The following is a 25,047-nucleotide window of genomic DNA, read 5'->3' on the forward strand; positions in this document are numbered from 1 at the left end:
GAGGGCCTTGTCGAGGTGCTCCCCGCGCGGGCGGGGGTGGTCCCTCTGTTGTTTCTCTCCCTAGGCGACCGGTTTTGTGCTCCCCGCGCGTGCGGGGGTGGTCCCTCCCCGCCCTCGGCGAGGGCTTCGTCGACCAGGTGCTCCCCGCGCGTGCGGGGGTGGTCCCTTGAGGTGATCGCATGACCGTCCAGCAGGCCGGTGCTCCCCGCGCGTGCGGGGGTGGTCCGGTTCGGTTCTCGATGCCCGCCGCGGCGTCCGAGTGCTCCCCGCGCGTGCGGGGGTGGTCCCCGCCTCGAAGGCATCCGCGCCGCCGCCATCCGGTGCTCCCCGCGCGTGCGGGGGTGGTCCCGCGCTACCGTCATCCTGCGACCCCTGGAAGAGGTGCTCCCCGCGCGTGCGGGGGTGGTCCCCTCGCCTGGGTGCCCGAACTGATGTGGCCGGCGTGCTCCCCGCGCGTGCGGGGGTAGTTCCATCGCCTCGACGGCGAGGGCGGCCTCGGCAGCGTATGACAGCCCGACGAGGCCACGCGCACGCCCCGTCGGCAACCGCTCACCGGCCACGACCAAGGCGCCACAGCGACACCCGCCAGCCGCGCCTCGAGCGACGTCCAGCAGCGCCCCTCGCCCCTCCCGCCTCACCCCCGCGTCGACGTAGACCACGCGCGCGGGTTCGGTGGGGATACTGGTGCCGATGTCGAGGTACTGGCGTACGCCGTGCTCCCGGGCGAGGAGCCGTACGGCGCGCAGCAGGAACGCACGGTTCTCGCGGGCGGCGGTGCTGATGTGCGGGAAGGCGGTCTTGACCTGCTCGGCCGCCGGGCGGCCCGCCTCGAACCGGTCCTTGCCACCCAGGTGGTAGTCGTACATCCGGGCCGACTGCGGCCTGGTCGTGTCGATCTCCTCGCGCGGCTGGGGCACGGGACCTCCGGGGTGCTGCTCCCAACGGCCTTGCGCACGGGGCTCGTTGGACGATCGCAGGGGAAGCTGCCGGAGGAGGGCGGCCGGACGTCGCCGGACGAGTGCCAGTGGTGCGGCCGTCCGGGGTGCCGGATCGTCGGCCTGGCAAGGCTGGAAGAGAAAGCTCCACTTCCTGTCGTCAACCCGGCAGCGAGGGAAGAGAAGACTCCGCTTCCGGCGGAATCCGCGGAAGTCGGCACGGAACATGCGTGTCGGCGCCCGGAGACGACCCGATGCAGACCGCAGAAACACAACCGGAAGATGACGCTGCGGAGTTGACTCACTCCCCTGGGTTTCCCATGGCTCCGGCCCGGGCGTGGCGCCGGTGGGGCGTCCTAGGGTTGCCTTCATGCGAGCGAGAGTGGACACCGGGGGCGACGGGCTCCTCGGTACGGAGGTTGCCGGTGGGCCGGGCGGCGCCCACGACTGGCAGGAGGAGCCGCCGGAGTACGACTACGGCGACCCCTTCGCCGAGGCGGACCCGTTCGGCGAGGACGATCCCTTCGCCGAGGCCGATCCCTTCGGCCACGGCCAGGGCGCAGGCTCGGTCGCCGGGGTCGAGGGGCCGGACGCGCCGCGCACCGTGCTCCGCAAGGTCTTCGGCTACGAGGAGTTCAGAGGGCACCAGCAAGACGTGGTCGAGCACGTCACCGCCGGCGGGGACGCCGTGGTGCTCATGCCGACCGGCGGCGGCAAGTCGCTCTGCTACCAGATCCCCGCCCTCGTGCGGCCCGGCACCGGCGTCGTGGTCTCCCCGCTCATCGCGCTCATGCAGGACCAGGTGGACGCGCTGCGCGCCCTCGGCGTCCGCGCCGGCTTCGTCAACTCGACGCAGGACCTCGACGAGCGCCGCACCACCGAGGCCGCCTTCCGCGCGGGCGAGCTCGACATCCTCTACCTCGCCCCCGAGCGCCTCCGCACCGAGGCGACCCTCGAACTCCTCGACCAGGCCCCCGTCTCGCTCTTCGCGATCGACGAGGCGCACTGCGTCGCGCAGTGGGGCCACGACTTCCGCCCCGACTACCTCGCCCTCTCCCTCCTCGGCGAGCGCTGGCCCGACGTCCCGAGGATCGCGCTCACCGCGACGGCCACGGCCGCCACCCACAGCGAGATCACCGAACGCCTCGGCATGGAGCGGGCCGAGCACTTCGTCGCCAACTTCGACCGCCCCAACATCCGTTACCGCATCGCACCGAAGTCGGAGCCGAAGAAGCAGCTGCTCCGCCTCGTGAAAGAGGAGCACCCGGGCGAGGCCGGCATCGTCTACTGCCTCTCGCGCAGCTCCGTCGAGAAGACCGCCGAGTTCCTCGACCGCAGCGGTGTCGCCGCGGTTCCGTACCACGCCGGGCTCGACGCCCACGTTCGCGCGGCGCACCAGTCGCGGTTCCTGCGGGAGGACGGCCTCGTCGTCGTCGCCACGATCGCCTTCGGCATGGGGATCGACAAGCCCGACGTCCGCTTCGTCGCCCACCTCGACCTCCCCAAGTCCGTCGAGGGGTACTACCAGGAGACGGGCCGTGCAGGGCGGGACGGCCTTCCCTCCACGGCGTGGATGGCGTACGGCCTCCAGGACGTCGTCCAGCAGCGCAAGCTCATCGAGAGCGGCGAGGGGGACGACGCCTTCCGCCGCCGCGCCGCCGCTCACCTCGATTCCATGCTCGCGCTCTGCGAGACCGTCGAGTGCCGCCGCGGTCAACTCCTCGCATACTTCGGGCAGCAGCCCGAATCCTCGTCGTGCGGCAACTGCGACACCTGCCTGGAGCGCCCCGAGACGTGGGACGGCACCGTGGCCGCGCAGAAGGTGCTGTCGACGGTGGTGCGGCTCAAGCGGGAGCGCGGGCAGAAGTTCGGCGCCGTGCAGATCGTGGACATCCTCCGGGGGCGCCGCACGCCCAAGGTGAGCCAGTTCCGGCACGACGAGCTCTCGGTCTTCGGCGTGGGCGAGGATCTCGCCGAGGGCGAATGGCGCGGCGTCATCCGGCAGTTGCTCGCGCAGGGGATGCTGCAGGTCGAGGGCGCCTACGGCACGCTCGTCCTCGGCGAGGCCGGCACCCCCGTGCTCCGCGGCGAGCACCGTGTCCACCTGCGCAAGGAGCAGCGGCCCGCCGCGGGCGCCGCTTCCCGCAACGAGAAGCGCCCCAAGACGGCCGCGGCAGCCGCCGACCTCCCCGACGAGGCGATGCCCGTCTTCGAGGCCCTTCGGGCCTGGCGCGCCGACCAGGCCCGGGAGCAGGGCGTCCCTGCGTACGTCATCTTCCATGACGCGACCCTCCGCGAGTTCGCCGCCGTACGCCCGGGCACCCTGCGGGAGTTGGGGTCGATCACCGGCGTCGGGGAGAAGAAGCTCGCGACGTACGGGGAGGGGGTGTTGGCCGTCCTCTCGGAAGCCGGATCGGGCGGCTCCACGGAGGGGGTGCCGGTGCCGGCGGCCGGGGAGTAGCTCGCGGAGTGGCTCCCTGACGCCCCGTCTCTTCCATCCCGCACCCCGCGTCCACCCCACCCACCCCGGTTCACCCACTCGTGGGAAAGCCGAACTGGCGCTCGTGGAAATACAATTGGGGGTTACATGGGAGTGCAGGGCTCTTCCGCAGGGCAAGTGTGCTGCATGTCTGCTCCGAAGGGGGAATCCGTGAGCGGTCTCAACAAGGGGATCGAGAGGGCGCAGGTGACGCTCAGGTGGGACCCGAGCCCACTCGGTGAAACCGGGGTCGACCTCGACATCATCGCCGGCACCTACACCTCGGCCGATCCGTACGGCACCCCGGACTACCTCGTCCACTTCGACAGCCGCGCCCCCGACGGCACCATCGTGCTCAGCCGCGACAGCACGACGGGCCAAGGGTTCGGCCCCGACGAGTCGATGACGCTCGATCTCTACCGCCTCGCCGAGCGGTACGTGCGCGTCGTCGTGGGTGTGGCGATCCAACAGCGTTCCAGCGCCCGAACGTTCGGCGAGGTGGAGAACCCGCAGGTGGAGATCCACGAGGGGCCGGAGGAGCTCGCCGTCTACGACTTCTCCGCCATCCCCAAGGCCCGTGCGGCGACGGTCGGCGAGTTCTACCGGAACGAGTTCGGCGCCTGGGCGTTCCGTGCCAAGCCCCGGGGGTTCGACGCCGATCCCGGCGCCTTCACCCGGCAGATGGGCTCGGCGGAAAGCTGACGCTGCGCCCCGGGGCGGGCGCGGCGGATGGGCGCCGGAGGTGCGCGCAGGCGAGGGCGGCCGAACGAAAGCCCGGTCGTACCCTCCCCGGCGCGCGCCGCGCCCGTGCCCTTCGGCACGTGCCGCATGGCCCACAGGCCCGCGTCCTCGCACGGCTCGGGGGCCCGCTCCACGAGGAAGGCGTGCCCGCGGAGACCGGCGTCGCACTCGGCCACCCAGGCGAGCCACCGGCCCGAGTCGAACCGCTCCGAGATCCATGCTGCGGCCCGAGCCTCGTGCCGAGCGCCCGCGTGACCGCCGTGCTCCTCCTGCTTGCACTCCCAACGCATTCGCACCGGTTGGGGGCGTCGGTGGCCTCTGCGCGCCGCACTCGTAAGTTCGTTGCCAGACCTGCGCGCACCACACCCGGCGGGCTCCCCGTTTCAGGGCGCGGGCACGCACCCCGGAGCCGCACCCCTTGCCCACCGCAAGGCACCGCGCCCACCGGCGGATACCGTTGCCGCACCACTCACCCGGCCACGAGAGCGCGGCCCGTGTTCACGAGAGGACGACGCATGCCCAGCCGGCTCCGAGACGACGAGCCCTTCCTGGAGTTCTGGCGCGAGAGGCGCGTGGGCTTCCTCACGACCCCGCGCCCGGACGGCACCCCGCACCTCGTCCCCGTCGGCATCACCTACGAGCCGCAGACCGGCACCGCGAGGGTGATCAGCAGCAGGGGCAGCAAGAAGGTGCGGAACCTGCTGCACGCCGGGCCCGGAGCACCGGTCGCCGTGAGCCAGGCGGAGGGACGGCGCTGGGCGACGCTGGAGGGGACGGCCAGGGTGCGCGAGGACGCGGAGTCGGTGGCTTACGCGGAGCGGCTGTACGCCGAGCGGTACCGCACACCACGGGTCAACCCGGAGCGCGTCGTCATCGAGATCACCGTCACCAGGACCCTCGGCTGGAAGCCGCGCTGACCCGCCGGTCCGCGCCGCCGCGGACGGCGGCCCCCGGACCGCGGTGAGCCGCGAGACGGTTCGGCCCGCGCGAGCCCGAACCGCGCGCACGGCAGCCGCCCAGGCACGACCACCGCCGCGGAGAGCCGGTCAGCACACCCGGCGCGGGTACCGCGCAGCCCCGTTCTCCGTGCACTTCCGCTGCGTCCACTTGGCGCTCGTGCGCACCGCGTCCCGCCCGTCACGGTCGCAACTCGCCTTGGTTGCGCACTTCTTGCCGCCGTGCGTCCGCTTCTTCGCCTGCTCGACGGAGACCTGCTCGGCGGCCCGTGCGTGCCGGCGTACGCCGGCGCCGCGAGCCCGCCGAGTCCGAGCCCGGCGCGAGCGGAACGGCGGCGCACGCGGCGCGCCCCCGCGATGCAGACGTCATGGCCGTCTCCTCGCGCGGAGTCGGCGCGGATGACGGCAGCCACGATGACCCTCTCGGCACGGCAAGACAGCCGATGGCAGGCGACAGCATCCCGAAGAGCGACAGAGCGCTCGCCTAAACGGAAGGGCCAACCCGCCCCCGACCGGGCCTCGTTACGGCATCGCGCGGTTCCGTGACCCACGAGCCCGGTGTCGAGGACCCGCAGAGGGCATGCCGTCCGGCGCCGTGGACGCAGCGCCGCGCACGCGACGTGAGGCACCCCAACGCCCGCGTGCCCGCACCATGTTGCGACGCCGGCCGCGTACGTCCACCTCGACATGACGGCCGCGGCGGCGAGGCGGACGGCAGCCCCTCGCAACCGCCGCCACCCATGGCCCGGGCCGCGTCCGCCTCGCCGACGGCACGGCGTCCCCGGGCTTCCTCCGCAACCCGGCGGCCGCCCAAGACGCACGGGACGTCACGGAGTCCCGCGACTGGAGAACTACCTGCGCAGCACGAGGGCCTGGATTACCGACCCGAACCGGGCGCAACCCCGCGCCAACTCCCGTACGCGACACCGAGCGCGCCCATGCACCGACCAGCCGCACGCCGCGCGAACGAAGGCAACTTCCAGAAGAACCCCCGTGATCGACGACACAGCGAGAAAACCAAAAAGGAACATACGCTCACGAACAGGACAGCACCCCTCACCGGAGCCATCCCAACCCCAGCCCGGCGCACCACAGTTGCCCACCCTGCGGCACCATGACCCGGCACCCCCGCGCCGGGCACGCGCGGGGGTTGGCTTACCCTGTGCAGTAAGTTTAGCCTTACCTAAGATCTTGACCTGGGAGTCCACCCTCCCCGCCCGGCCGACCCGTTTCGGCGACCCCCACTCGTCGAGGCGGGCGCGACCGCGCAGTCAACTAGCCCTGAGGAAGCCCATGCCCACCAAGTTCGCGCGCGTGCGCCGCCAGACGCTCGCCGCCTCGGTCACCGCCGCTGTAGCCGCTCTCGCCCTCGCCGGCTGCTCGTCGGAGAGCTCCGACGACTCCTCGTCGTCGAAGGGTGGCGGCGCCTTCCCCGTCAAGATCAAGAGTGCCCTCGGCACCGCGGAGATCGAGGACACGCCGAAGCGGGTCGTCACCCTCGGACAGGGCTCGACGGAGACCTCGATAGCCCTCGGCACCACCCCGGTCGGCGCCGAGAAGTACCCGTGGGGCAGCGACAAGACGGGCTACCTCCCCTGGGTCCACGAGGCCGTGAAGGAGAAGGGCGACAAGCTGCCGAAGCAGTTCACCGGTGGCGAGGAGCTCGACATCGAGGCGATCACCGAGCTGGAGCCGGACGTCATCCTCGCCCCCTGGTCCGGCGTGACGCAGAAGCAGTACGACGTCCTGAAGGACATCGCACCGACCGTCGCCTACCCCGACAAGGCGTGGTCGACCGACTGGGACGAGCAGATCGACCTCATCGCCAGGGCGCTCGGCAAGACCGCCGACGGCAAGAAGCTCACCGCGAAGATCGAGAAGCAGCTCGACGACGCGTCGAAGAAGCGCCCCGAGTACAAGAACCACACGTTCTCGTACATCTACAACAACGGGCCCGGCACCCTCGGCGTCTTCAAGCCGAAGGAGCAGCGGGTCGACATGGTCTCCCGGCTCGGCCTCAAGGTGGACCCGGTCGTCGACGGCTTCGAGGAGACCGAGGGCACCGACTCGGCGCTGATCGGCCTCGAGAACGCCGACAAGCTGAAGAAGAGCGACCTGATCTTCACCTTCTACAGCGACGAGAAGAACCGCAAGGAGATCGAGAAGCAGAAGCTCTACTCCTCGATCCCCGCCATCAAGAAGGGCGCGGTCGTCGCCAGCGAGGACCAGCCGTTCGTCACCGCCTCCTCGATGATCAACCCGCTCACCGTCCCCTGGGTCATCGAGCGCTACCTGCCGATGATCGACAAGGCGGTCGAGAAGGCCGAGAAGTGACCGAAGCGAGCTGATCTCCGCACCCGATGACCACCACCACCCGCACCCGGCCGGGCAGTGCCGCCACCCTGCGCGGCGCCACCGCCCGGCGGCTGCTCGTCCTGGCAGCGGGGTTCGCCCTGCTGCTGCTCTCCGTCGCGGGGAGCCTGATGTTCGGCAGCAACAGCACCTCGCTCGGCGACGTCGTCGACGTGCTGACGGGCGACGCGGGCACGTACGTGACGACCGTCGTGGAGAGCCGGTACCCGCGGACCGTGCTCGGCGTTCTCGCCGGCGTCTGCCTCGCCGTCGCCGGCACGCTGATGCAGGGCGTCACCCGCAACCCCCTCGCCGACCCCGGCCTGTTGGGGATCAACGCGGGTGCGTCGGCGTCCGTCGTCGCGGCGACCGCCTTCCTCGGCGCCACCGGACGCACCGACACGATGTGGTGGGCGCTGCCGGGCGCGCTCCTCGCCGGGCTGCTCGTCTACGCGCTCGGCTCGGCCGGCGGGAGTACGGGGACCAGCCTGGTGCGGCTGGTGCTCGCGGGCGCCGTCCTCACCGCGGTCCTCACCGCCTTCATCCAGGCCGTCACGCTCAGCAAGCCGCAGGTCTTCGACAGCTACCGGTACTGGGTCGTCGGCTCCCTCGCCGGCCGGGGCTTCGACGTCTTCTTCTCGGTGCTGCCCTTCGCCCTCCTCGGCCTCGTCATCGCCGTCCTCCTCGCCCCCGGGCTCAACGCCCTCGCGCTGGGCGACGAGTCGGCGACCTCGCTCGGCAGCAACCCGACCGTCCTGCGAGCCGGCGGGCTCCTTGCGGCGACGCTGCTGAGCGCCGCCGCGACCGCCGCCGTCGGCCCGATCGCCTTCGTCGGGCTCGCCGTTCCGCACATCGTCCGCGCCTGCGTCGGCGTCGACTTCCGGATGCAGGTCGCCTTCTCCGCCGTCGCGGGACCGGGACTGCTGCTCCTCGCCGACGTCGTCGGACGTGTCGTACTGCGGCCGCAGGAGTTGATGGTCGGCGTGGTGACCGCGTTCATCGGCGCGCCCGCGCTGCTGTACGCGGTGCGCAGGATGAAGGGGACCGCATGAGCACCACCACCGAAACCCGCCGCGGCGCCGAACGGCCCGCCGGGCACCTGCGGATCGGCACCGCCGTCGCGCTGCCGGTGCGGCGGCGCTCCGTCGTCGTCGGCGTCGTCGGCGTCGTGGTGCTGCTCGCCGCCGCCGTCGCCACGCTCAGCCTCGGACGGCTCGGCATCGCACTGCCCGACCTGCCGCGCTCGCTCTTCGGCGGAGCCGAGGGCGCCGACCGGTTCGTGCTCAAGCGGCTGCGGGGGCCGCGGCTCGGCGTCGCCGCGGGAGCGGGCGCCGCGTTCGGACTCTCCGGAGCGCTCTTCCAGTCCGTCACCCGCAACCCGCTCGGCAGCCCCGACGTCATCGGGCTCACCGCGGGCGCCGGCGCCGGCGCCTCGGCCGCCGCGCTGCTCCTTCCCGACCTGCTGCCCGTCCCGGTCGGCGCCCTGCTCGGTACGGTGCTGGCGATGGCACTCGTCTACGTCTCCACGGGCACCGGCTTCCGGAACCCCGGGCGGCTCGTCGTCGCGGGGATCGGAGTGGCGGCGATCGCGACCGCGTTCACGCAGTACGTCGTCTACGCCGTCGAGCGCGACAACGCCACCTCGCTGATGACGTACATCAACGGCAGCCTGGCGACGCGCACTTGGGGCGAGGCCGCGACGATCGCCGCGGTGCTGGTGGTCGTCGGCCCGCTCGTCGCGCTCCTCGCCCGGCGGCTGCGTCTCTGCGAGATGGGCGACGAACTCGCCGCGGGGCTCGGCGCGGAGCCGCAGCGGACCAAGGGGGCCGCCGTCGCGCTGTCGATGGCGCTCTCCGCCGGTTCCGTCGCCGTAGCGGGGCCTATCGCCTTCATCTCGCTCACGGCCCCGCAGATCGCCAAGCGGCTCACCCGCGGCAGCGGCCCCCATCTGACGCTCGCCGCGGTGCTCGGCGCCGTACTGCTGGTCCTCGCCGACCTCACCGCGCAACAGCTCCCGCTCTTCGACGATCTGCCCGTCGGGATCTACACCATGGCCATCGGAGGCGCGTACCTCGGGTACCTGCTGATCCGCGAGTGGAGGAAGGGAATCCTGTGAGGCCCGACAAGACCCGGCCCCTCGCACCGTCCGGCGCGGCCGAACACGTCGCCCACGACGAGGGATTGAGCGCCCGCGGGGTGACGATGTCGTACGGGGGCGACCCGGTCGTGCGGGACGTCACCCTCCGGATCCCGCACGGCGGTCTCACGGTGATCATCGGCCCCAACGGCTGCGGAAAGTCGACCCTGCTCAAGGGGTTCTCACGCACGCTGAAGCCGCGGACGGGCGAGTTCCTCCTGCACGGCGCCGATCTCCACTCCTACCGGGGCAAGGAGGCGGCGCGGCACCTCGCGCTGCTGCCGCAGGCGCCCGTCGTCCCCGACGGCATCAGCGTCCGCGAACTCGTCCGCTGCGGCCGCCACCCCCACCACTCGCTCCTGCGCCAGTGGTCGCCCCACGACGACGAGGTGATCGACCTCGCACTCGCCCGCACGGGACTCACCGCCATCGCCGACGACCGCGCCACCGAACTCTCCGGCGGCCAGCGCCAGCGCGCCTGGATCGCGATGATCCTCGCGCAGCAGACGGAGCTGCTCCTCCTCGACGAGCCGACGACGTACCTCGACATCGCCCACCAGTACGACCTGTTGGAGCTCTGCGCCGAGCTCAACCGCGAGGGCCGCACGATCGTCGCCGTCCTCCACGACCTCAACCAGGCGGCACGGTTCGCCTCGCACCTCGTCGTCATGAAGGACGGAGAGGTCCACGCGGAGGGCGATCCGAGCGAGGTGATGACGGCCGCACTCGTCCACGACGTCTTCGGCCTGCCCTGCGACATCGTCCCCGACCCGCAGACCGGCACCCCGATGATGGTCCCGCACGCGCGGGTACCGGAGCAGGCAGGAGGCGCCGGCGGGTAGGGCCGGCGTACTGCCCGGCCGGGTGCGAGCCGTGCACCCCGGGGCGCCCAACTACCCCGCATCGCGGACGGCTTGTCCTCCGCCGCCCCGCCACGTCGCCCACACGCTCAGGGCGGCGGTGAGGACGAGGTAGCCGCAGGCGCACCACGAGGGTGCCGTCGCCGACGGCGAGGAAGGCCGTCCTCAGGAGCGGGTGCGCAACCGGCGACGAGCAGGGTCTGGAGCACGTCCGGGCCCTGCGGTCGCTTTGACGGCCAACGGACGCCGACGAGCGGGAGTTGCTCACCCGCCCGGACGCGGCGGCCTGCTCGGCCGCGTGGCCCGGCCACCGCTGCGTGAACGCGCGCAGGGCGTCACCGTGCGCGATCCGCTCCAGCACCGCCGCGGCGACCTCGCGCGCGGACACCTCCCGCCGGGGACGGCGGCGGCGATGCCGCAGGCCGTCGGCTCCGGCATGGCGTCGGCTGCGCGGGCACGTCGCTCGCCCCACCCGTCAGCGCCCGGACGCGACCGGGCCGGCTGCCGGCCAACACGGCGCGGTTGCGCCGAGGTTCACTCCTTGCGACCCACTCCGCACCACATCGGCCCACTCCCCCGGCCGGATGCCGCCGGAGCCTCGGGCCGCCACTCGGCGAGCGGGACGATCCCCGGCTCCAGCAGTGACGTCCCCTCGAAGAACCGGTCCACCTCACCCCGCGTACGCGGCGTCGCCGCGGCGTGTTCGGCGGCGCGCTCGTTGTACCTGCGCATCGACTCGGCGACCTGCTCCCGCCCGATGTCGGCCGCCGGGTGCGAGACGACGAGGCGGCTGCCGGGCGCGAGCGCCTCGAGGAGGCGCCGGGTGAGTCCGTGCGGGTCCTCGGCGTCCGGCACGTACTGGAGCACCGCGGCGAGCACCAGGGTCACGGGACGGCCGAAGTCGAGTGTGGCGGCGGCGTGTTGGAGGATGCCGTCGACGTCGCGCAGGTCCGCCTCGAGGTAGTCGGTGCGCCCCTGGGGCGCCGAGCGGAGCAGGGCGCGCGCGTGCGCGAGCACGATCGGGTCGTTGTCGACGTAGACGACGCGGCACTCGGGCGCCGCCCGTTGGGCGACCTCGTGCGTGTTGTCGGCCGCCGGGATGCCCGTGCCGATGTCGAGGAACTGCCGGACGCCCGCCTGCACCGACTCCCTCACGGCACGGCCGAGGAAGGCGCGGTTGGCGCGGACGGCGTCGATGATCTCGGGGTTCGCGGAGGCCGCCTGCTCGGCCGCCTCCTGGTCGGCGGGGTAGTTGTCCTTGCCGCCGAGCCACGCGTCGTAGACGCGCGCGGGGTGGGCCTGCGCCGTGTGGAACCCTGCGGGCGGTCCGCCCTTCGTCTCGTCCTCGCTCATACTTCCGTCTCGGGCAGGGGCGGCCACGCCGCCGTCCGGAACCGGCGCCGCACACGCGGCGCAGGCACGACCAACCCCTGCACGGGAGGCGCTTGTTCCGAGTGTGAGCAGTGATTTTCGACAAAAAAACAAGCCCCGGAAGAATTGACATCCGTGGCTCGATCCTGCGTATATTTGGTCCTTCGTGCCTTCATGCGAAAAGGCGCTTGAGAAGTGGACTGCTGAGAACTTACCGCGTCAGGAGTGGAATTGTCAACCGAGGAAATGCGGCGGGAACAGCAATTCATCGACCGGCTCTACGCCAGGCTCGACCAACTGGTCGAGCAGGCCGAGGAGACGGTGCGCAGCTCGCTCGCACAGGTGGGCACGGGAAGGCAGGCGAAGCTGGAGCGGGACGTGAGGGTGGCGGAGCAGTCGGGGCTGCTCCACGCGATGCGCGCGGAAGAGGACGGGCTCTGCTTCGGCCGCCTCGACTTCCGCGACGGCCGCACCCACCACATCGGGCGCATCGGCGTCCGGGAGGACGACTCGTCCCGCACGCCCTTGGTCGTCGACTGGCGCGCCGCCGTGGCGCGCCCCTTCTACCTCGCCACCGGACACTCCCCGATGGGCCTGCGGCGCAGGCGGCACCTGACCACCGAGCGCCGCACCGTCACCGCGCTCCACGACGAGCTGATGGACCTCACCGACCCGACCCGCACGGGACACGAGGGCGAGGACGCCGACGCGGTCCTCCTCGCCGCGCTCGACTCGGCGCGCACCGGGCGGATGCACGACATCGTCCGCACCATCCAGGCCGAGCAGGACGCCATCATCCGCGCGCCCCACCAGGGCACCATGGTCGTCGAGGGCGGCCCCGGCACGGGCAAGACCGCCGTCGCACTCCACCGCGCCGCGTACCTGCTCTACGAGCACCGGGAACTCCTCGCCCGCCGCGCGGTGTTGGTCGTCGGACCCAGCCCCGTGTTCCTCGGCTACATCGGCGACGTGCTCCCGTCGCTCGGCGAGACCGGGGTGCTTTTCGCCACCGTCGGCGAGCTATTCCCCGGCGTCGAGGCGACCGGCACGGACAGCCCGGCAGCCGCCGAGGTCAAGGGCCGCGCCACCATGGCCGAGACGCTGGCGAAGGCGCTCCGGGACCGGCAGACCGTACCCGAGCGGGCGACGGAGATTCCGCACGAGGACTACGGAGCGCTCAGCCTGGAACGCGAGATGGCCGAGGACGCGCGCTGGCGCGCCCGGGAGACCGGCCTGCCCCACAACCTCGCGAGGCCGGTCTTCGCCTTCCACCTCATCGACGCGCTCACCGCGCAGTTGACCGAGCGCATCGGCGAGGACCCGTACGGCGGCCCCAACCTGCTCGGTCCCGACGACATCGCCCAGCTGGGCAAGGAGATCGCCCAGAGTCCCGAGGTCCACGCGGCGATCGACGAGCTGTGGCCGCAGCTCACCCCGCAGGAGTTCGTCGCGGAGTTCCTCGCCGACCCCGTCCACCTCGACGACGCGTCCGCCGCGCTGATCCGGCGGCAGGACGGCCCGTGGACCGAGGCCGACGTGCCCCTCCTCGACGAGGCCGCAGAGCTGCTCGGCGAGGACGACAGCGCGGCGCGCGCCGCGGCCGAAGCGGAGCGCCAGGAGCAGATCGAGTACGCCGAGGGGGTGTTGGAGCTCTCCACCGGCTCGGAGACGTACGAGTTCGAGGACGAGGAGTCCGAGGTGCTCGCGGCGCACGACATCATCGACGCCGAGCGGATGGCGGAGCGCCAGGAGGAGGTCGACCACCGCACCGCCGCCGAGCGGGCGGCGGCGGACCGGACATGGGCCTTCGGACATCTCATCGTCGACGAGGCGCAGGAGCTCTCGGCGATGGCCTGGCGGCTGCTGATGCGGCGCATCCCGACGCGCTCCATGACGCTCGTCGGGGACCCCGTGCAGGCCGCGGAGACGGCGGCGCTCAAGTCCTGGGAGCGCATCCTCGAGCCGTACGTGGGCGACCGCTGGGAACACACGCGGCTGGACGTCAACTACCGGACGCCCGCGGAGATCATGGAGGTGGCCGCCGACTTCCAGCGTGCGCACGACCCGTCGTTCGAACCGCCCGGCTCGGTGCGGTCGACAGGGAGGCGGCCGTGGGCGCGGCACGTCGCGGCGGACGGCCTCACGGCCGCCACGGCGCACGAGGTCGCGGCCGCGGGGACGGGCGGCCGGATCGCGGTCGTCGCCCCGGCGGAGCTGCACACGTCCCTCCTCGCCGAGCTGCCGGACGCGGCGCACGGGGCAGAACCCGACCTCACCCGGGAAGTGGTGCTGCTCGGCGCCAGGCAGGCGAAGGGCCTGGAGTTCGACACGGTCCTCGTCGTCGAACCGGCCGCCTTCGGCGTCAGCGACCTGTACGTCGCGCTCACCCGTGCCACCCAGCACCTCGGGGTCCTCCACACCCGCGAACTCCCCGCGGGGCTCGGGGGACTTGAGGAAGCGGGGGAGCGCTAGGAGGCGTCGGGCCGGGGAAGCGGTGGCGTCGCCGGTGGCCCGTCGGGTGGTCATGGCCTCCGGCAGCCCGCGGCGGAACGAGGTCGCCGATCGCGAGGCGGCGCCCGCGGCGACACCGGCTGCCGGCCCGCCCGGTTCGGCGCTCACCGCCGAGGGCGGACGGTCGCCGGGCGTACGTCGGCTCCTGCGGCAGCGGGGAACGGTGGCTACGATGCTGCGGTGTCCGCACCGTACCCGCAGCCCGTGCGAGTGCAGGGTGTGCCCGCCCGTTGCACGGAGTCGTCTTGAGCCCCCCGCCGCACCGCCGCCCCGAGGCGGAGGCGCCGCGGGCGGATGCCGGGGACCGCTGGGCGACGTGGCAGGTGAGGGCGAAGGTTCTCGGCATCGCCCGGACGCTCACCTCGGCGACGCGGCTCCAGGACGTCCTCACCCTGCTGCGGCGCCCCGACGGCATCGAGCTCTACTACACCGTCAACGAGGGCTCCCGGTTCGCCGCCGGCCTCCACGAGTACCTCACCTCACTCGTCGAGCCCGAGCGAGTGCTCCCCTGGGAGACGGCCGTGGCCATGGACCGCGCGGGCGAGTTCCAACTCTCCGTCGCCTGCACGGTCAACTCCTCGATGCACAGCCTCACCTCGCCGCTCGTGGTGCTGCCGCACGGGGCCGGGTACAACCGCCTCGTCCCGGAGACGACGGGCGACGAGGAGGCGCCCGCCGGCCTCTCCCGCGGTGAACTCCTCCACGCGGGTCGGCTGGTTCCCCACCGCATCGCCCTCTCGCACGAGGAACAGCTCACGCGGCTCGCGCGCTCCTGCCCGGAAGCGCTGCCCCACGCCGTCGACGTCGGCGACCCGTGCTTCGAGCGGATGCTCCGCAGCCTCGAACTGCGCGACCGCTACCGGGCGCAGCTCGGCGCCGTCGACGGCCGCAGGCTCGTCGCCGTCAACAGCACCTGGAGCGCGCATTCGCTCCTCGGCCGGCGCCCGGATCTCCCGCTGCGTCTGCTCGCCTCGCTGCCCGCCGACGAGTTCCGGGTGGCACTCGTGCTGCACCCCAACGTCTGGGCCCACCACGGCAGAGCAGGCGTCCTCGACCAGCTCGCCGAGGCGCTCGACGCCGGCCTCCTCGTCGTGCCGCCGCAGGCAGGCTGGCGTGCCGCCCTCGTGGCGGCCGACTGGATCGTCGGGGACCACGGCTCGACGAGCTTCTACGGCGCCGCGCTCGGCCGCACCACCCTCCTCGCAGCGGACGGACTCGCCGAACTGGACCCGGCCTCACCCACCGCGGACTTCGCCCGGACGGCCCCTCTCCTCGACCCGGACGGCGACCTCCACGCCCAACTCCTCGACGCCGCCGAGCACTTCACGGCCGAGGACCTCCGTTCCGTCACGGACCGCTCCCTGTCGCACCGGGACGACGCGGCCCGGCGCGTCCGCGACCTCCTCTACGCGGAGCTCGCCCCGTACGGTGTGCTGCCCTCGGCCGCACCCCGCCTGCCTCCCGTCGAGGAGCCGGCGCCGCGGCGGGGCCTGGACCCGAGCTGCTTCGCCGTGTACGCGCGCACGGAGCCCGGCGGAGCCGTCGCCGTGCGGCGCCATGCGTACGTGCCGCGACAGGGCCTGGAAGAGTGCGACTTCTACGCGGTCACCGCCGAGGAGACGAGCGGGCACCGGGGGACGGCGCCCGTCTGTGCGCGTGCGCACGCCTCGGCCGAACTCCCCGCGGGCGACTGGCTGGAGGAGCAGGCTGCCGCCTACCCGCTTCTCGACGTCGGCATCGCCGACCTCGGCGAGGGGCTGCACCTGGTGCGGCTGCGCGGCGGGGAGCGGCTGGAGGCGTGGGTGCCCCGGCAACCCGGCGAAGCACGCCCCGCGATCGATCCGTTGCTCCTCGGCTCCGCTCTCTACGCGGTCCTCCTCGAAGCAGCCGCCGAGCTGCCGGAGGAGCTGCCGCCCGGAGAGGGCGAGAGGCGCGTCTTCCGCGCGGACACGCTGGGCGAGGAGATCGTCGTGCGCACCGGGCGCCGTCGGGTCGCGGTGAAGCTGGTGCGGGTCTAGGCGGTCTCGTCCGGGTCGCCGTGGGCCGGAGCCGGATGCCTGCACCGCGGAGCGCCGCGAGGTGGAGGTCTGCGAGCTTCCCCTTTTCGCGGGCACCGGCAGCACGCTCGTGGACGAGGACGAGCGCGGAGTCCGCCCGGTCCGGGACCTCCAGGCGATCGCGTCGATCACCTCGCGGTGATCTCCCACCGGTCACCCCGCTCGGACGGCCGGTCGGGCATCAGGTCGAGGACCCGGGTGGTCGCCACGAGTCGTGGTCCGAAGGTGAGCGCCAGGTGCATCGGGAAGCCTTCTCCCGGCGTACATCCGATGCCGGTCGCGCGGCGTGGGCGGCGGGGGAAGGCTCGGTACACGGCGGGGTCCGGCGGACGGGTGACCGCACGGTCGCAGCGCGCTGGGACGCGGGCGGCGCGCGGGGCGACGCACCCGCGGACGGCGGCAGGCGCCGCTTGCCCTGCACGCGGACGGGGCCCGCGGGGTCCCGTCCGCGTGCGGGTGATGCCGCGAGCGGGGCGCCCGGAGACCGGCGCGCCGGGCCGAGCGGAGACCCGATCCCCGGGCGGGCTCGGGCAGTTCACCGCCCGGCGCCCGCGCGGGGAGCCCGGCGGCGGGCCTAACCGGTCTTCACCCGGTGCTCGCTCTCCGGCTTCGCCTCCGGGTCGTCGGGGCTCACCGAGAAGACCGTGTCACCGGCCGCGACGACAAGGACGTCGGCGGCGAGGGTCACCGAGGACCTCGCTTCCATCTCGCCGGGGTCGGTACCGCCGTCCCTCGCCGGCGTCCTCGTGGTCTGCCAGCGCTTCGCGCCGCTCTCGCCGTCGAAGGCGACCAGCCGGCCGGCCGGATCGGCGAGGTAGACCTCGTCGCGGCGGGCGGCGACCGCGGGGGCGGAGGCGTACTTCAGCGAGGTGGTGGCCTGCCACCGTTGCTCGCCGTCCTCGGCCCCGACGACCACCAACCGGGTCCGGTGATCGGTCAGTTCGCGCGCGAAGTACAGCTTGCCGCCGACGAGGTACGGGGTGGCGCCGGTGCCGATGGCCTTGCTCGGGAGGTGCTGCCGCGCGCGCTCGCCGCTCTGCGGGTCGACACGGACGAGGTCGCCGAACCGGCGGTCCGGCGGGAACCCGTTGCCCTCGGCTGGGAGGAAAAGCAGGTCGCCGTCGTCGATACCGACGGGCAGAGTGTCGTCCGACTCCGCCTCCTCGTGCCGATAGAACCTCCGCAGCTCGGGGTCGCCCTCGCCCTCCCACCGGTACCAGGTGACGCGGTCGCCTTGGAACTCCTCGTCCCGACAGGTGACGAAGGCCCGGTCCGCGACCTTCGTCGGTGCGCACCACTCGTCCTCCGGCGTACTGATCCGCCACCGTTCCTCGCCGGTGCGCGCGTCCCACCCGACGACGTCCCCGCCGGGGGCGGAACGCGCGGTCCAGTCCTCGTAGTCGCCGTCCTCGGGACGGTTGGTGACGCGTGTGGCCTCGTCGCCGACGACGGTGTCGCCGTCGCGCACCGCGGTGGAACGGACGTCGTGGGACCAGCGGGTCCCGCGGGTCTCGGCGTCGAGCGCGCGGACGGTGTGCACGCTGTCGAGCGCGCCCCGCTCCACCTCGCTCTCCTTCATCTCGACGGTGAACGCCAGCCCGTCCCTGCGGGCGAAGTCCGAAGAGCGGTCCGGCTCCGCGGACTTGGGCAGGTGCGCTCCGTCCCTCACCCGCAGCGTCTCGTCCCGGAATCCCGTTCCGTCGCAGTTCAGCCGGGAGGCGGCGGTGCCCCTCGAGGGCTGCGGCGCGGCGTCGTGCTCCCGGCTGGCCGCCGCCGTTCCGGCGACGCAGCGGTTCTCCTCGCCCGCCGGGCCGTCGTCGGCACCGCCGCCGTGGAAGCTCGTCCGCCACGGCTGCCAGCCGGCGGGCTGCTCCGCCTCGGGCGGCTCGGACGGACGCTCCTGGTCCCCGCAGCCGGTGAGGCCGACGACGACCGACAACAGCAGTGGCACCACGGCGAGTTCGCGGACCCGGTGACCGACCGGACGGGACGCGGGCGTGGTCGTGGGCCCCATGGAACCTCCCCGTTGCTCCCCGCGACCCGCACCGAACCGGCGGCGCACCGCCGGCACCGCGTGCCCCCGGGCGCGCGGGGACGTATCGATCCAGCGCTTCCAGCCGAACAGCCGGCTGCTAAGGGGGCGATAAGTCCGGCCGCCCCGGACGCGGCACGCCCGCCGCCACCTTCCTCACGGGGGTACGGAAAGGACCCGGCGCTCGCGCGGGCGGCTTCGGACAGCGTGGTCGCGCGGGCGAGAGGCAGCGCCGCCCGCTAGGAGAAGACCGCAACCTCCACCTCGCCGGGCACCACGTTGCAGGCGTCTTCCTTTGGCCCACACGGTGCCCCGGACGTGACCGCCCGCAGCCGCCGGCGGTCACGCTCGGCGAGTCGGCGCGAGACGACTCCGACGGCCGCTCGGACGGGTGAGGGAGTTGTCCACAACTCGCGGGTTGTCCACAGGAATCAGGCAAGATCCACTTTTTCGCGGTGGTCTTCGTACCGTCCTCGCCATGACCCCTACTACGACGGACCGCGCAGTCCACCACCGCTCCCCTCACGAAACCGCCCGCTCCTCCTCCCGGCCGCGTCCCCTGCACCGCCTCCGCTCAGCCGTGCAGATGCCGGCGTACCGCTTCGGCTCGCTCGCGGCAGACCTCGGCGAGCTCCTCGTCCTCCAACTCCTCCGCGAGCTCCGAGAGCTGCTGCAAGGCCTGCCTCAACTTGGCGTGCTGTGCGAGCCGATCGGCCCACTCCGCTGCCTCGACAGCCAGCCGGACAGCCTCGTCCCACCGCCCAGCCCGCCGTTCGACCTCGGCCCGTACCAACCCGATCCGCGAGCGCATCGGATCGTCGTGCGTGCGCTCCACGTCCCGCAGCGCCTCCCTGAGGAGGGCACCCGCCTCCTCCGCGCGCCCGCCCCCGAGAAGCGCCTGAGCGACGTTGTATCGCTGGACGACCGTGCCGTGGACGTCCCCGGCGCGTCCGTTCGCCGCGAGCGCCAAGGAGAAGCGGTCGGCGGCCTTCTCGTTGTGCCCTTCCGCGAGGGCGAGCAGCCCCTCGGACTCGTGGATCATCGCCGGCAGCACCGGTTCGGCGACGAGGTCGAAGAGCTCCGCGGCGAGGGAGAGTTGCTCAGCCGCCGCCGAGTGGTCGCGCTCGGCGAGGTGCGCGCGAGAGAGTTGGTTGCGGAGCCTCATCTCCGCGTCGGGGCGCCCCTCCCAGCGTGCCGACTCGATGCCGATCCGGTGGGACTCCTTCCACTCTCCCAGGAGGTGCCTCCGGCTGTCGTAGAGAGCCCAGAGCGATTCGCACAGCCGCCAGACGGCGTCGTGGTTCCCGGCCTCGGCCGCCGCGCGCAGCACCGCGAGGAGGTTGGCGCGCTCCCCGTCCAGCCAGTCGAGCGCGCTTGCGCCGTCCTCGAAGAAACGCTCCTCGGGCACCGGGCTGAGCCGGAACCGGTGGCGGAGCGCCGCGAGATCGGCGGCGGCGGCGCGGGTCCGGTAGAAGTCCGTGAAGCGTTCGAGGAGCTGCTCCTGCTCGTGCTGCGGGAGTTCGGCTCTGGCAAGGCCGCGTGCGTGCACGAGGACCAGGTCGTGGAGGCGGTAGCGGGCCCGATCGGCCGGTCCCTCCGCGTCGAGCCTCGTGGCGAGGTGTGTGCCTGCCAGCGAGCGGAGTGCCTGCTCGGGCCCGTCCATTCCCGTGTGCGCGAGGAGGTCGACGGTGAAGGAGGTGCCGGGGAAGGCGCCGAGCGTCCGCAGCGCCTGACGGGCCCCGGGCGGCAACCCGCGGTAAGTGGCGTCGAGCACCCCTGCCAGATCCCCCTCGCCTGCCGCGGCGAAACCGTCCAACCGCCGCCGCTCGTCGGTGAGTTCGTCGAGGAGGAGACGGGCTCCCGCGGCGTCTCCGGCGTCCAGCAAACGCGCCCCCACCGCCCGCAGCGCGAGCGGCAACCCGGCGCACAGGTCCACGAGTCGGCGCCCGGCTCCGCTCCGGATGCCGGTGTCGGCTCCGAGCCAGGTGCTGAGGAGCCGCACCCCGGCCTCGGCCGAGAGCGGGTCGACGGCGAGCTCCTTCGCCCCGTCGATCCGCAGCCTCGGCAGAGCGCGCCTGCTGGTCACGAGTACCGTGCCCGCGCTCGGCAGCAGAGCCCGCACATCAGCGGCCTGCTCCGCGTTGTCCAGGAGGATCACCGGCCTTTTCCCCGCCGTGTGGGTGCGGAAGGCGGCCGTCCTCTCCTGCTCGTCGCCGCTCGCCTCCTCCGGCGTCGCACCGAGGGCACGCAGCCATCCGCCCAGGATCGCCGGCGTATCGACAACGCCCCTGCTCCGTGCGTCGGCCAAGTCGCAGTAGAGCTGCGGACGCGTCCCGTCCAGCTCCTCCGCCCACCTGACGACGAGCTGCGTCTTCCCCACACCGCCCAGCCCCGTGAGCACGACGATCCTCCGCCGCGGTCCGGCACCCGACCCCGCCTCGGCGGGGTCGCCGACCAGCCGGTGCAGCAGTTCCAGTTCGCGGGTCCGATTGACGAATCCGTGCTCAAGAAGGGGGAGTTGCCGCGCGGCGGGGGGATCGTCGCGCGGTGTGGCGAGGGTTACCTGGCCGATCGTGGCCGCCTGCACCACGTTCCTCGCCTGCCCTCCGGAGACGACGTTGCGGTGCCGGGAGCGCCCTCCTCCAGCGGCTTCGTCCTCGCAGGCTTCCACGTGGCTTCCTCCCGTCCAACCGGCGCCCGGTCGCGCCCCCGCATGATGCCCGACCGCCACGCGGAGTGTGAACACGCGCTGCTCGCCGCCGCTCTCGGCTCCCTCGCACGTACCGGCGCGTACCGCCGCGTGCGGTCGCCGGAGCGATGCCGAGGTTCCTCGCCCCGAGAGCAACCGGGCAGTCGCTCGGACCGGTCAAGTCGCCTCCGCCGAGCCGGTATCGGCTGAAGCACCGGCCAGAGGAAGCGACGCCGCGGCGGGCGCCGCCGGAAACGACCGACGCCCCACCACCTGCACGCACGCCTGGAAGCCGTTGCCGGACAGCCCCGGACCACCCCTCGGCAACAACGAGTTGGGACGGCAGGCACGCGCCGCCTCGCGGCCGCGCGAGGCCAGGAACGCGGGGTCCGCCCAAGTCGCCGACGGCAACCACCGCGAAACCCGGACAGCGGTGGTCGGGGGACGGCAGACTGTCTCCACCCAGACGGTGGGTTCCGGCGGCCTGGTGGCCGGGCGCCGGAACCCACTCCTCCTCCGGAGCGCCTCCGCGCCGCGCGGCGAGCGTCGCACAGGACGACTCCCCAGCCCGCGTATACGAGTTGACGCCCGCCCTCGCGCTGCGCGGCGCTCGTCCGGCGCGCCTGTGCATCGATCGAGTGAGGACACAGAACCAAACCGCCGCGCGCGAGTTGATCAGGTCGCTCCGAAGGTGAGAGCTCGCTTCCGAGAAGGGTTAATCATGATCAAGAACGTTCTGGCCACCGCCGCTGCCGCCACGGCGCTCGTGGGCGCCGGCGCACCGCAGGCCCTCGCCATCGGCGACGACGAGGGTCCCACCTCGATCAACGGCAACGGCGCCGCGCAGTCGTACGGCAACCAGGCGACCGAGGGCAACTGGAGCCCGCAGTTCTCGCTCATCCAGGGCTCGCTCAACAAGCCCTGCGTCGGCCTCCCGCTCAAGGGCAACCTCGGCTCCCTCGTCGGCGGCGTCCCCGTCACGGTGCAGGACATCCCGATCCTCTCCTCGTCGCAGAACCAGCAGTGCACGGAGAACTCCACCCAGAACAAGGGCGACGACGCTCTCTCGCACCTCGTCGACGACCTGCCGATCCTCTCCGGCAACGGCTCCGCCGGCCGCTGAAACACACCGCCTCCGAAGGCCCGCAGGGGAGCATCCCTTGCGGGCCTTCGGCATGTTCGCTCCAGTCGGCCGGGTGATGAACTCGGCCGTATGTACGGGGCGTTCGGCCTCCCGGCCTTTTCCCTGCGCCCGGGCAGACCCCTGCGGTTCCCGAAAGTCACCGCGGAGCCGCGGAAATCGCCCAGCCGAGCGAGTTCATAGGGAATTCCGCCTGCATCGTGTCGTGCGGTGGCGGCGATCGTTACGAAGGACGACAGCGGAGTTCGGGTCGCCTCGGCGGCCCGCAGGACACGAAATCCGTCGTCGCGCAAGACGCCGCTGCGGAAAGGACTCATCGTGAAGTACACCAAGGTTGCGACCGTCGCTGCCGGGACCCTCATCGCCCTCGGCACCGCGGCCGCCCCGGCCCTCGCCGACTCGGGCGCCAGCGGCGGTGCCGCCAACTCGCCCGGCGTTCTCTCGGGCAACGTCGTGCAGATCCCGGTCCACGTGCCGATCAACGCCTGCGGCAACACCATCGACGTCGTCGGCGTGCTGAACCCCGCGTTCGGCAACACCTGCGTCAACGGCTGAACGACTCCGCCTCAGCGGACAGCCTGACCCGAACGGCTCCGGAACGCCCTCGTGCGTTCCGGAGCCGTTCGGTTCCACGCCCCAATCCCCGCTGCGAGGGCAGGCGTTGCACCCCTCGCCCACCCGTGCCCCGCCACCTCCGCCGAACAGGAGCAGCACATGCGCAAAGTCCTGAGCCGAAGCATCCTCACCGCGGCCGCCACCACAGGCGCAGTGGCGATCGGCGCCGGATGCGCCCAGGCCGACGCGCACGCCGAAGGGGGCGGCAGCGGCTCATCAGGGGTGCTCTCCGGCAACTCGGTCGAGGTGCCGGTGGACGCCCCCGTCAACGTGTGCGGCAACACCGCCGACGTCGTCGGCCTCGTCAACCCGGCGTTCGGCAACACCTGCACCAACGGCACCCGCCCGCACCCCGCCGCGCCGGACCGCACCGACTCGCCCGCGCCCGGCGGCACTTCGGCGTCCGACGAGCCGCCGAGGAGCGAGCCGCCGAGGAGCGACCCTCCGCCGCCGTCCGACGAGCCGCAGCCGCCGTCCGGCGGCCCCGCCGAACCGTCCCTGCCCGAAAGCATCGCGCCCGAGGAGGTCCCGTCGGCCCGCGAGGGCAACGGGGTCTCCGAGACGCACCCGGCACCGCCCCGCACGCCGCAGGACCAGATCCGCACCAGCAGGGCGGTCCGCGCGGACGTCGAAACGGGCGGCTTCCTCTCCGAGTTCGACTACACACCCCAACGCGCGACCACGCCCCTCTTCGACGAGCGCACGTCCTCCGGCTACTACAGCGGCCGGAGCGAGCTGCCGGCCGAGGGGGAGTTCGGATGGTTCTCCTCCCCCGTCCCGACGGAGCACCCGGCGCAACCGCACCTCGCGAGGACGGGGTCGGACGGTGTCGACGCCGCGACCGCGTCCGCCGCAGCCCTCGGACTCGTCCTCGGCGGCGCCCTCCTCTACCGCCGCCCGCGCGTACGCGGCTGAGCCCGCGCCGTACCGGGCGTCAGCGCACAGTCCGTATCACTCCTTTCGGGTGCCGATGGGCGGAAGAGGAATACACGACGTTTCCCCGGCGGCACGGGCTCGTTGGCCATGAGGACGCCGGACGCGATTGGCAGGCACGGAGCCCGAGCACTCGCACCGTCCGCGGAATTCCCAAGCCGCCGACTCCATTTCAGGAGAAGCATCCTCATGAAGCACAAGAAGACCGCAGCAGCGCTCGCAGGTTCCGTGCTCGCACTCGGTATCGCCGCGCCGGCCGTCGCGGAATCCGCCTCGCAGCCCGAGGCGAACGGCGACGACTCGGTCGCCCGCACCCTCACGGGCCAGCAGGGCGACCTCGGCACCGCGCTCAAGAACACCCTGTCCACCGCAGCCAGCGGCGAGCTCTCCGGTGCCACCCCGCTGGAAGCCCTCACCGGGAACGGCTCGTCCCTCCTCGGCGGCCTGCCCCTCGGCGGCTGATCCCGCGGGAGCGTGCGGAGCCGGCGGCTCCGCACCCCACAGGAATCCGCGGTCCAACGCCCGGATTCCACAAGGAAAAGCGCACGGTATTCACGACGCTTTTCCTTCCCGCGCCGAAAGGCCGGGCAAGTTCAGCGCGGCGCCAGCCGGGTCGCGCGCAATCCGCAGCGACCGCGGACATCAATCAGGTGATGCAGCAAAACCTGTCGTCCCAAGCGCAGTTGTCACGGTGTCACCGCGGTCCTCGTGTTCCTCAGAGAAGGGCAACATCGCAATGATCAAGAAGGTTCTCTCCACCGCCACGGTCGCGGCCTCCGTCATCGGCGCCACCGCCATGGCCGCCTCCCCGGCTCTCGCCATCGGCGACGACCAGGGCCCGCAGTCGGTGAACGGCAACGGCTCGCAGCAGGCCTACGGCAACCAGGAGACCAAGGGCGCCTTCAGCCCGCAGAACTCGCTCGTCCAGGGCTCGCTCAACAAGCCCTGCATCGCCCTGCCCGCGAAGGTCAACGCCGGCTCCCTCGTCGGCCTCGTCCCGGTCACCGTGCAGGACCTCCCGGTCCTCTCCTCGTCGCAGAACCAGCAGTGCGCCGAGAACTCCAGCCAGAACAAGGGCGACGACGCCCTCTCGCACCTCCTCGACGACGTCCCGATCCTCTCGGGCAACGGCTCCGCCGGCCGCTGATCCCGCCGAAGGCAGAGGAGCCCGGGGCCCCGTCCGCGCGAGCGCGGCGGGGCCCCGGGCTCGTCGTCCGCCGGCAGGCGGGCCGCCCCGC

17 protein-coding genes and 1 pseudogene are annotated in these 25,047 nt (G+C 72.7%); 15 read left to right on the forward strand and 3 right to left on the reverse strand.

Going from position 1 to position 25,047, the window contains the following annotated elements:
- Nucleotides 1-1,305: 1,305 nt before the first annotated feature.
- The 8 genes and pseudogenes from recQ (at nucleotide 1,306) to UWG_RS0111820 (ending at nucleotide 10,442) form a co-directional block, all read left to right on the forward strand.
- Nucleotides 1,306-3,396, forward strand: coding sequence for a DNA helicase RecQ (recQ, locus tag UWG_RS0111785; RefSeq protein WP_420235626.1), 2,091 nt, complete (start codon nucleotides 1,306-1,308; stop codon nucleotides 3,394-3,396).
- A 189-nt stretch (nucleotides 3,397-3,585) separates the two neighbouring features.
- Nucleotides 3,586-4,116, forward strand: coding sequence for a TerD family protein (locus UWG_RS0111790; RefSeq protein ID WP_016907416.1), 531 nt, complete (start codon nucleotides 3,586-3,588; stop codon nucleotides 4,114-4,116).
- 554 nt (nucleotides 4,117-4,670) lie between these two features.
- Nucleotides 4,671-5,072: a pyridoxamine 5'-phosphate oxidase family protein gene (locus UWG_RS0111795; RefSeq protein WP_016907417.1), complete on the forward strand. Its 402-nt coding sequence runs from the start codon at nucleotides 4,671-4,673 to the stop codon at nucleotides 5,070-5,072.
- Nucleotides 5,073-5,865: 793 nt separating this feature from the next.
- Nucleotides 5,866-6,108, forward strand: a pseudogene (locus UWG_RS34245) (hypothetical protein); the annotation flags it as partial.
- A gap of 296 nt (nucleotides 6,109-6,404) precedes the next feature.
- A complete protein-coding gene (locus tag UWG_RS0111805) occupies nucleotides 6,405-7,445 on the forward strand; it encodes an iron-siderophore ABC transporter substrate-binding protein (protein ID WP_016907419.1) in 1,041 nt (346 codons plus the stop codon).
- Between the two features lie 26 nt (nucleotides 7,446-7,471).
- Nucleotides 7,472-8,515, forward strand: a complete 1,044-nt coding sequence (locus UWG_RS0111810; RefSeq protein WP_016907420.1) for a FecCD family ABC transporter permease — start codon at nucleotides 7,472-7,474, stop codon at nucleotides 8,513-8,515.
- Entirely contained in the window at nucleotides 8,512-9,579 is a 1,068-nt protein-coding gene (locus tag UWG_RS0111815; RefSeq protein ID WP_016907421.1) for a FecCD family ABC transporter permease, read from the forward strand. The genes UWG_RS0111810 and UWG_RS0111815 overlap by 4 nt, the downstream gene beginning before the upstream one ends.
- Nucleotides 9,576-10,442: an ABC transporter ATP-binding protein gene (locus tag UWG_RS0111820; protein ID WP_016907422.1), complete on the forward strand. Its 867-nt coding sequence runs from the start codon at nucleotides 9,576-9,578 to the stop codon at nucleotides 10,440-10,442. The genes UWG_RS0111815 and UWG_RS0111820 overlap by 4 nt, the downstream gene beginning before the upstream one ends.
- Nucleotides 10,443-10,994: 552 nt before the next feature.
- On the opposite strand, the gene UWG_RS0111825 is transcribed toward UWG_RS0111820, so the two are convergent.
- The gene (locus tag UWG_RS0111825) at nucleotides 10,995-11,813 is read right to left on the reverse strand and encodes an SAM-dependent methyltransferase (protein WP_016907423.1); all 819 of its coding nucleotides are present in this window, start codon (nucleotides 11,811-11,813) and stop codon (nucleotides 10,995-10,997) included.
- A 264-nt stretch (nucleotides 11,814-12,077) separates the two neighbouring features.
- Between UWG_RS0111825 and UWG_RS0111830 the strand changes: the two genes are divergently transcribed.
- Both UWG_RS0111830 and UWG_RS0111835 read left to right on the forward strand, forming a co-directional pair.
- Nucleotides 12,078-14,303 carry a HelD family protein gene (locus UWG_RS0111830; protein ID WP_016907424.1) on the forward strand — a complete coding sequence of 742 codons (2,226 nt, stop codon included), beginning with the start codon at nucleotides 12,078-12,080 and terminating at the stop codon, nucleotides 14,301-14,303.
- Between the two features lie 284 nt (nucleotides 14,304-14,587).
- A complete protein-coding gene (locus UWG_RS0111835) occupies nucleotides 14,588-16,360 on the forward strand; it encodes a hypothetical protein (RefSeq protein ID WP_016907425.1) in 1,773 nt (590 codons plus the stop codon).
- Between the two features lie 613 nt (nucleotides 16,361-16,973).
- Here UWG_RS0111835 and UWG_RS0111850 read toward each other — a convergent pair.
- Together UWG_RS0111850 and UWG_RS0111855 are read right to left on the reverse strand one after the other, a co-directional pair.
- Entirely contained in the window at nucleotides 16,974-18,413 is a 1,440-nt protein-coding gene (locus UWG_RS0111850; protein WP_016907428.1) for an outer membrane protein assembly factor BamB family protein, read from the reverse strand.
- A gap of 592 nt (nucleotides 18,414-19,005) precedes the next feature.
- Nucleotides 19,006-21,102 carry an ATP-binding protein gene (locus UWG_RS0111855; protein WP_016907429.1) on the reverse strand — a complete coding sequence of 699 codons (2,097 nt, stop codon included), beginning with the start codon at nucleotides 21,100-21,102 and terminating at the stop codon, nucleotides 19,006-19,008.
- Nucleotides 21,103-21,841: 739 nt separating this feature from the next.
- Between UWG_RS0111855 and UWG_RS0111860 the strand changes: the two genes are divergently transcribed.
- From UWG_RS0111860 to UWG_RS0111880, 5 genes are all read left to right on the forward strand, one after another.
- Entirely contained in the window at nucleotides 21,842-22,243 is a 402-nt protein-coding gene (locus UWG_RS0111860; RefSeq protein ID WP_016907430.1) for a rodlin, read from the forward strand.
- A gap of 336 nt (nucleotides 22,244-22,579) precedes the next feature.
- Nucleotides 22,580-22,816 carry a chaplin gene (locus UWG_RS0111865; RefSeq protein ID WP_016907431.1) on the forward strand — a complete coding sequence of 79 codons (237 nt, stop codon included), beginning with the start codon at nucleotides 22,580-22,582 and terminating at the stop codon, nucleotides 22,814-22,816.
- A gap of 159 nt (nucleotides 22,817-22,975) precedes the next feature.
- Entirely contained in the window at nucleotides 22,976-23,791 is an 816-nt protein-coding gene (locus UWG_RS0111870) for a chaplin (RefSeq protein WP_016907432.1), read from the forward strand.
- Nucleotides 23,792-23,998: 207 nt separating this feature from the next.
- Nucleotides 23,999-24,271, forward strand: a complete 273-nt coding sequence (locus tag UWG_RS0111875) for a hypothetical protein (protein WP_016907433.1) — start codon at nucleotides 23,999-24,001, stop codon at nucleotides 24,269-24,271.
- Between the two features lie 274 nt (nucleotides 24,272-24,545).
- Nucleotides 24,546-24,956, forward strand: a complete 411-nt coding sequence (locus tag UWG_RS0111880; RefSeq protein WP_016907434.1) for a rodlin — start codon at nucleotides 24,546-24,548, stop codon at nucleotides 24,954-24,956.
- The last annotated feature ends 91 nt before the right edge of the window (nucleotides 24,957-25,047 follow it).

It is taken from the genome of Streptomyces xiaopingdaonensis (assembly GCF_000262345.1).
Lineage (GTDB): Bacteria > Actinomycetota > Actinomycetes > Streptomycetales > Streptomycetaceae > Streptomyces > Streptomyces xiaopingdaonensis.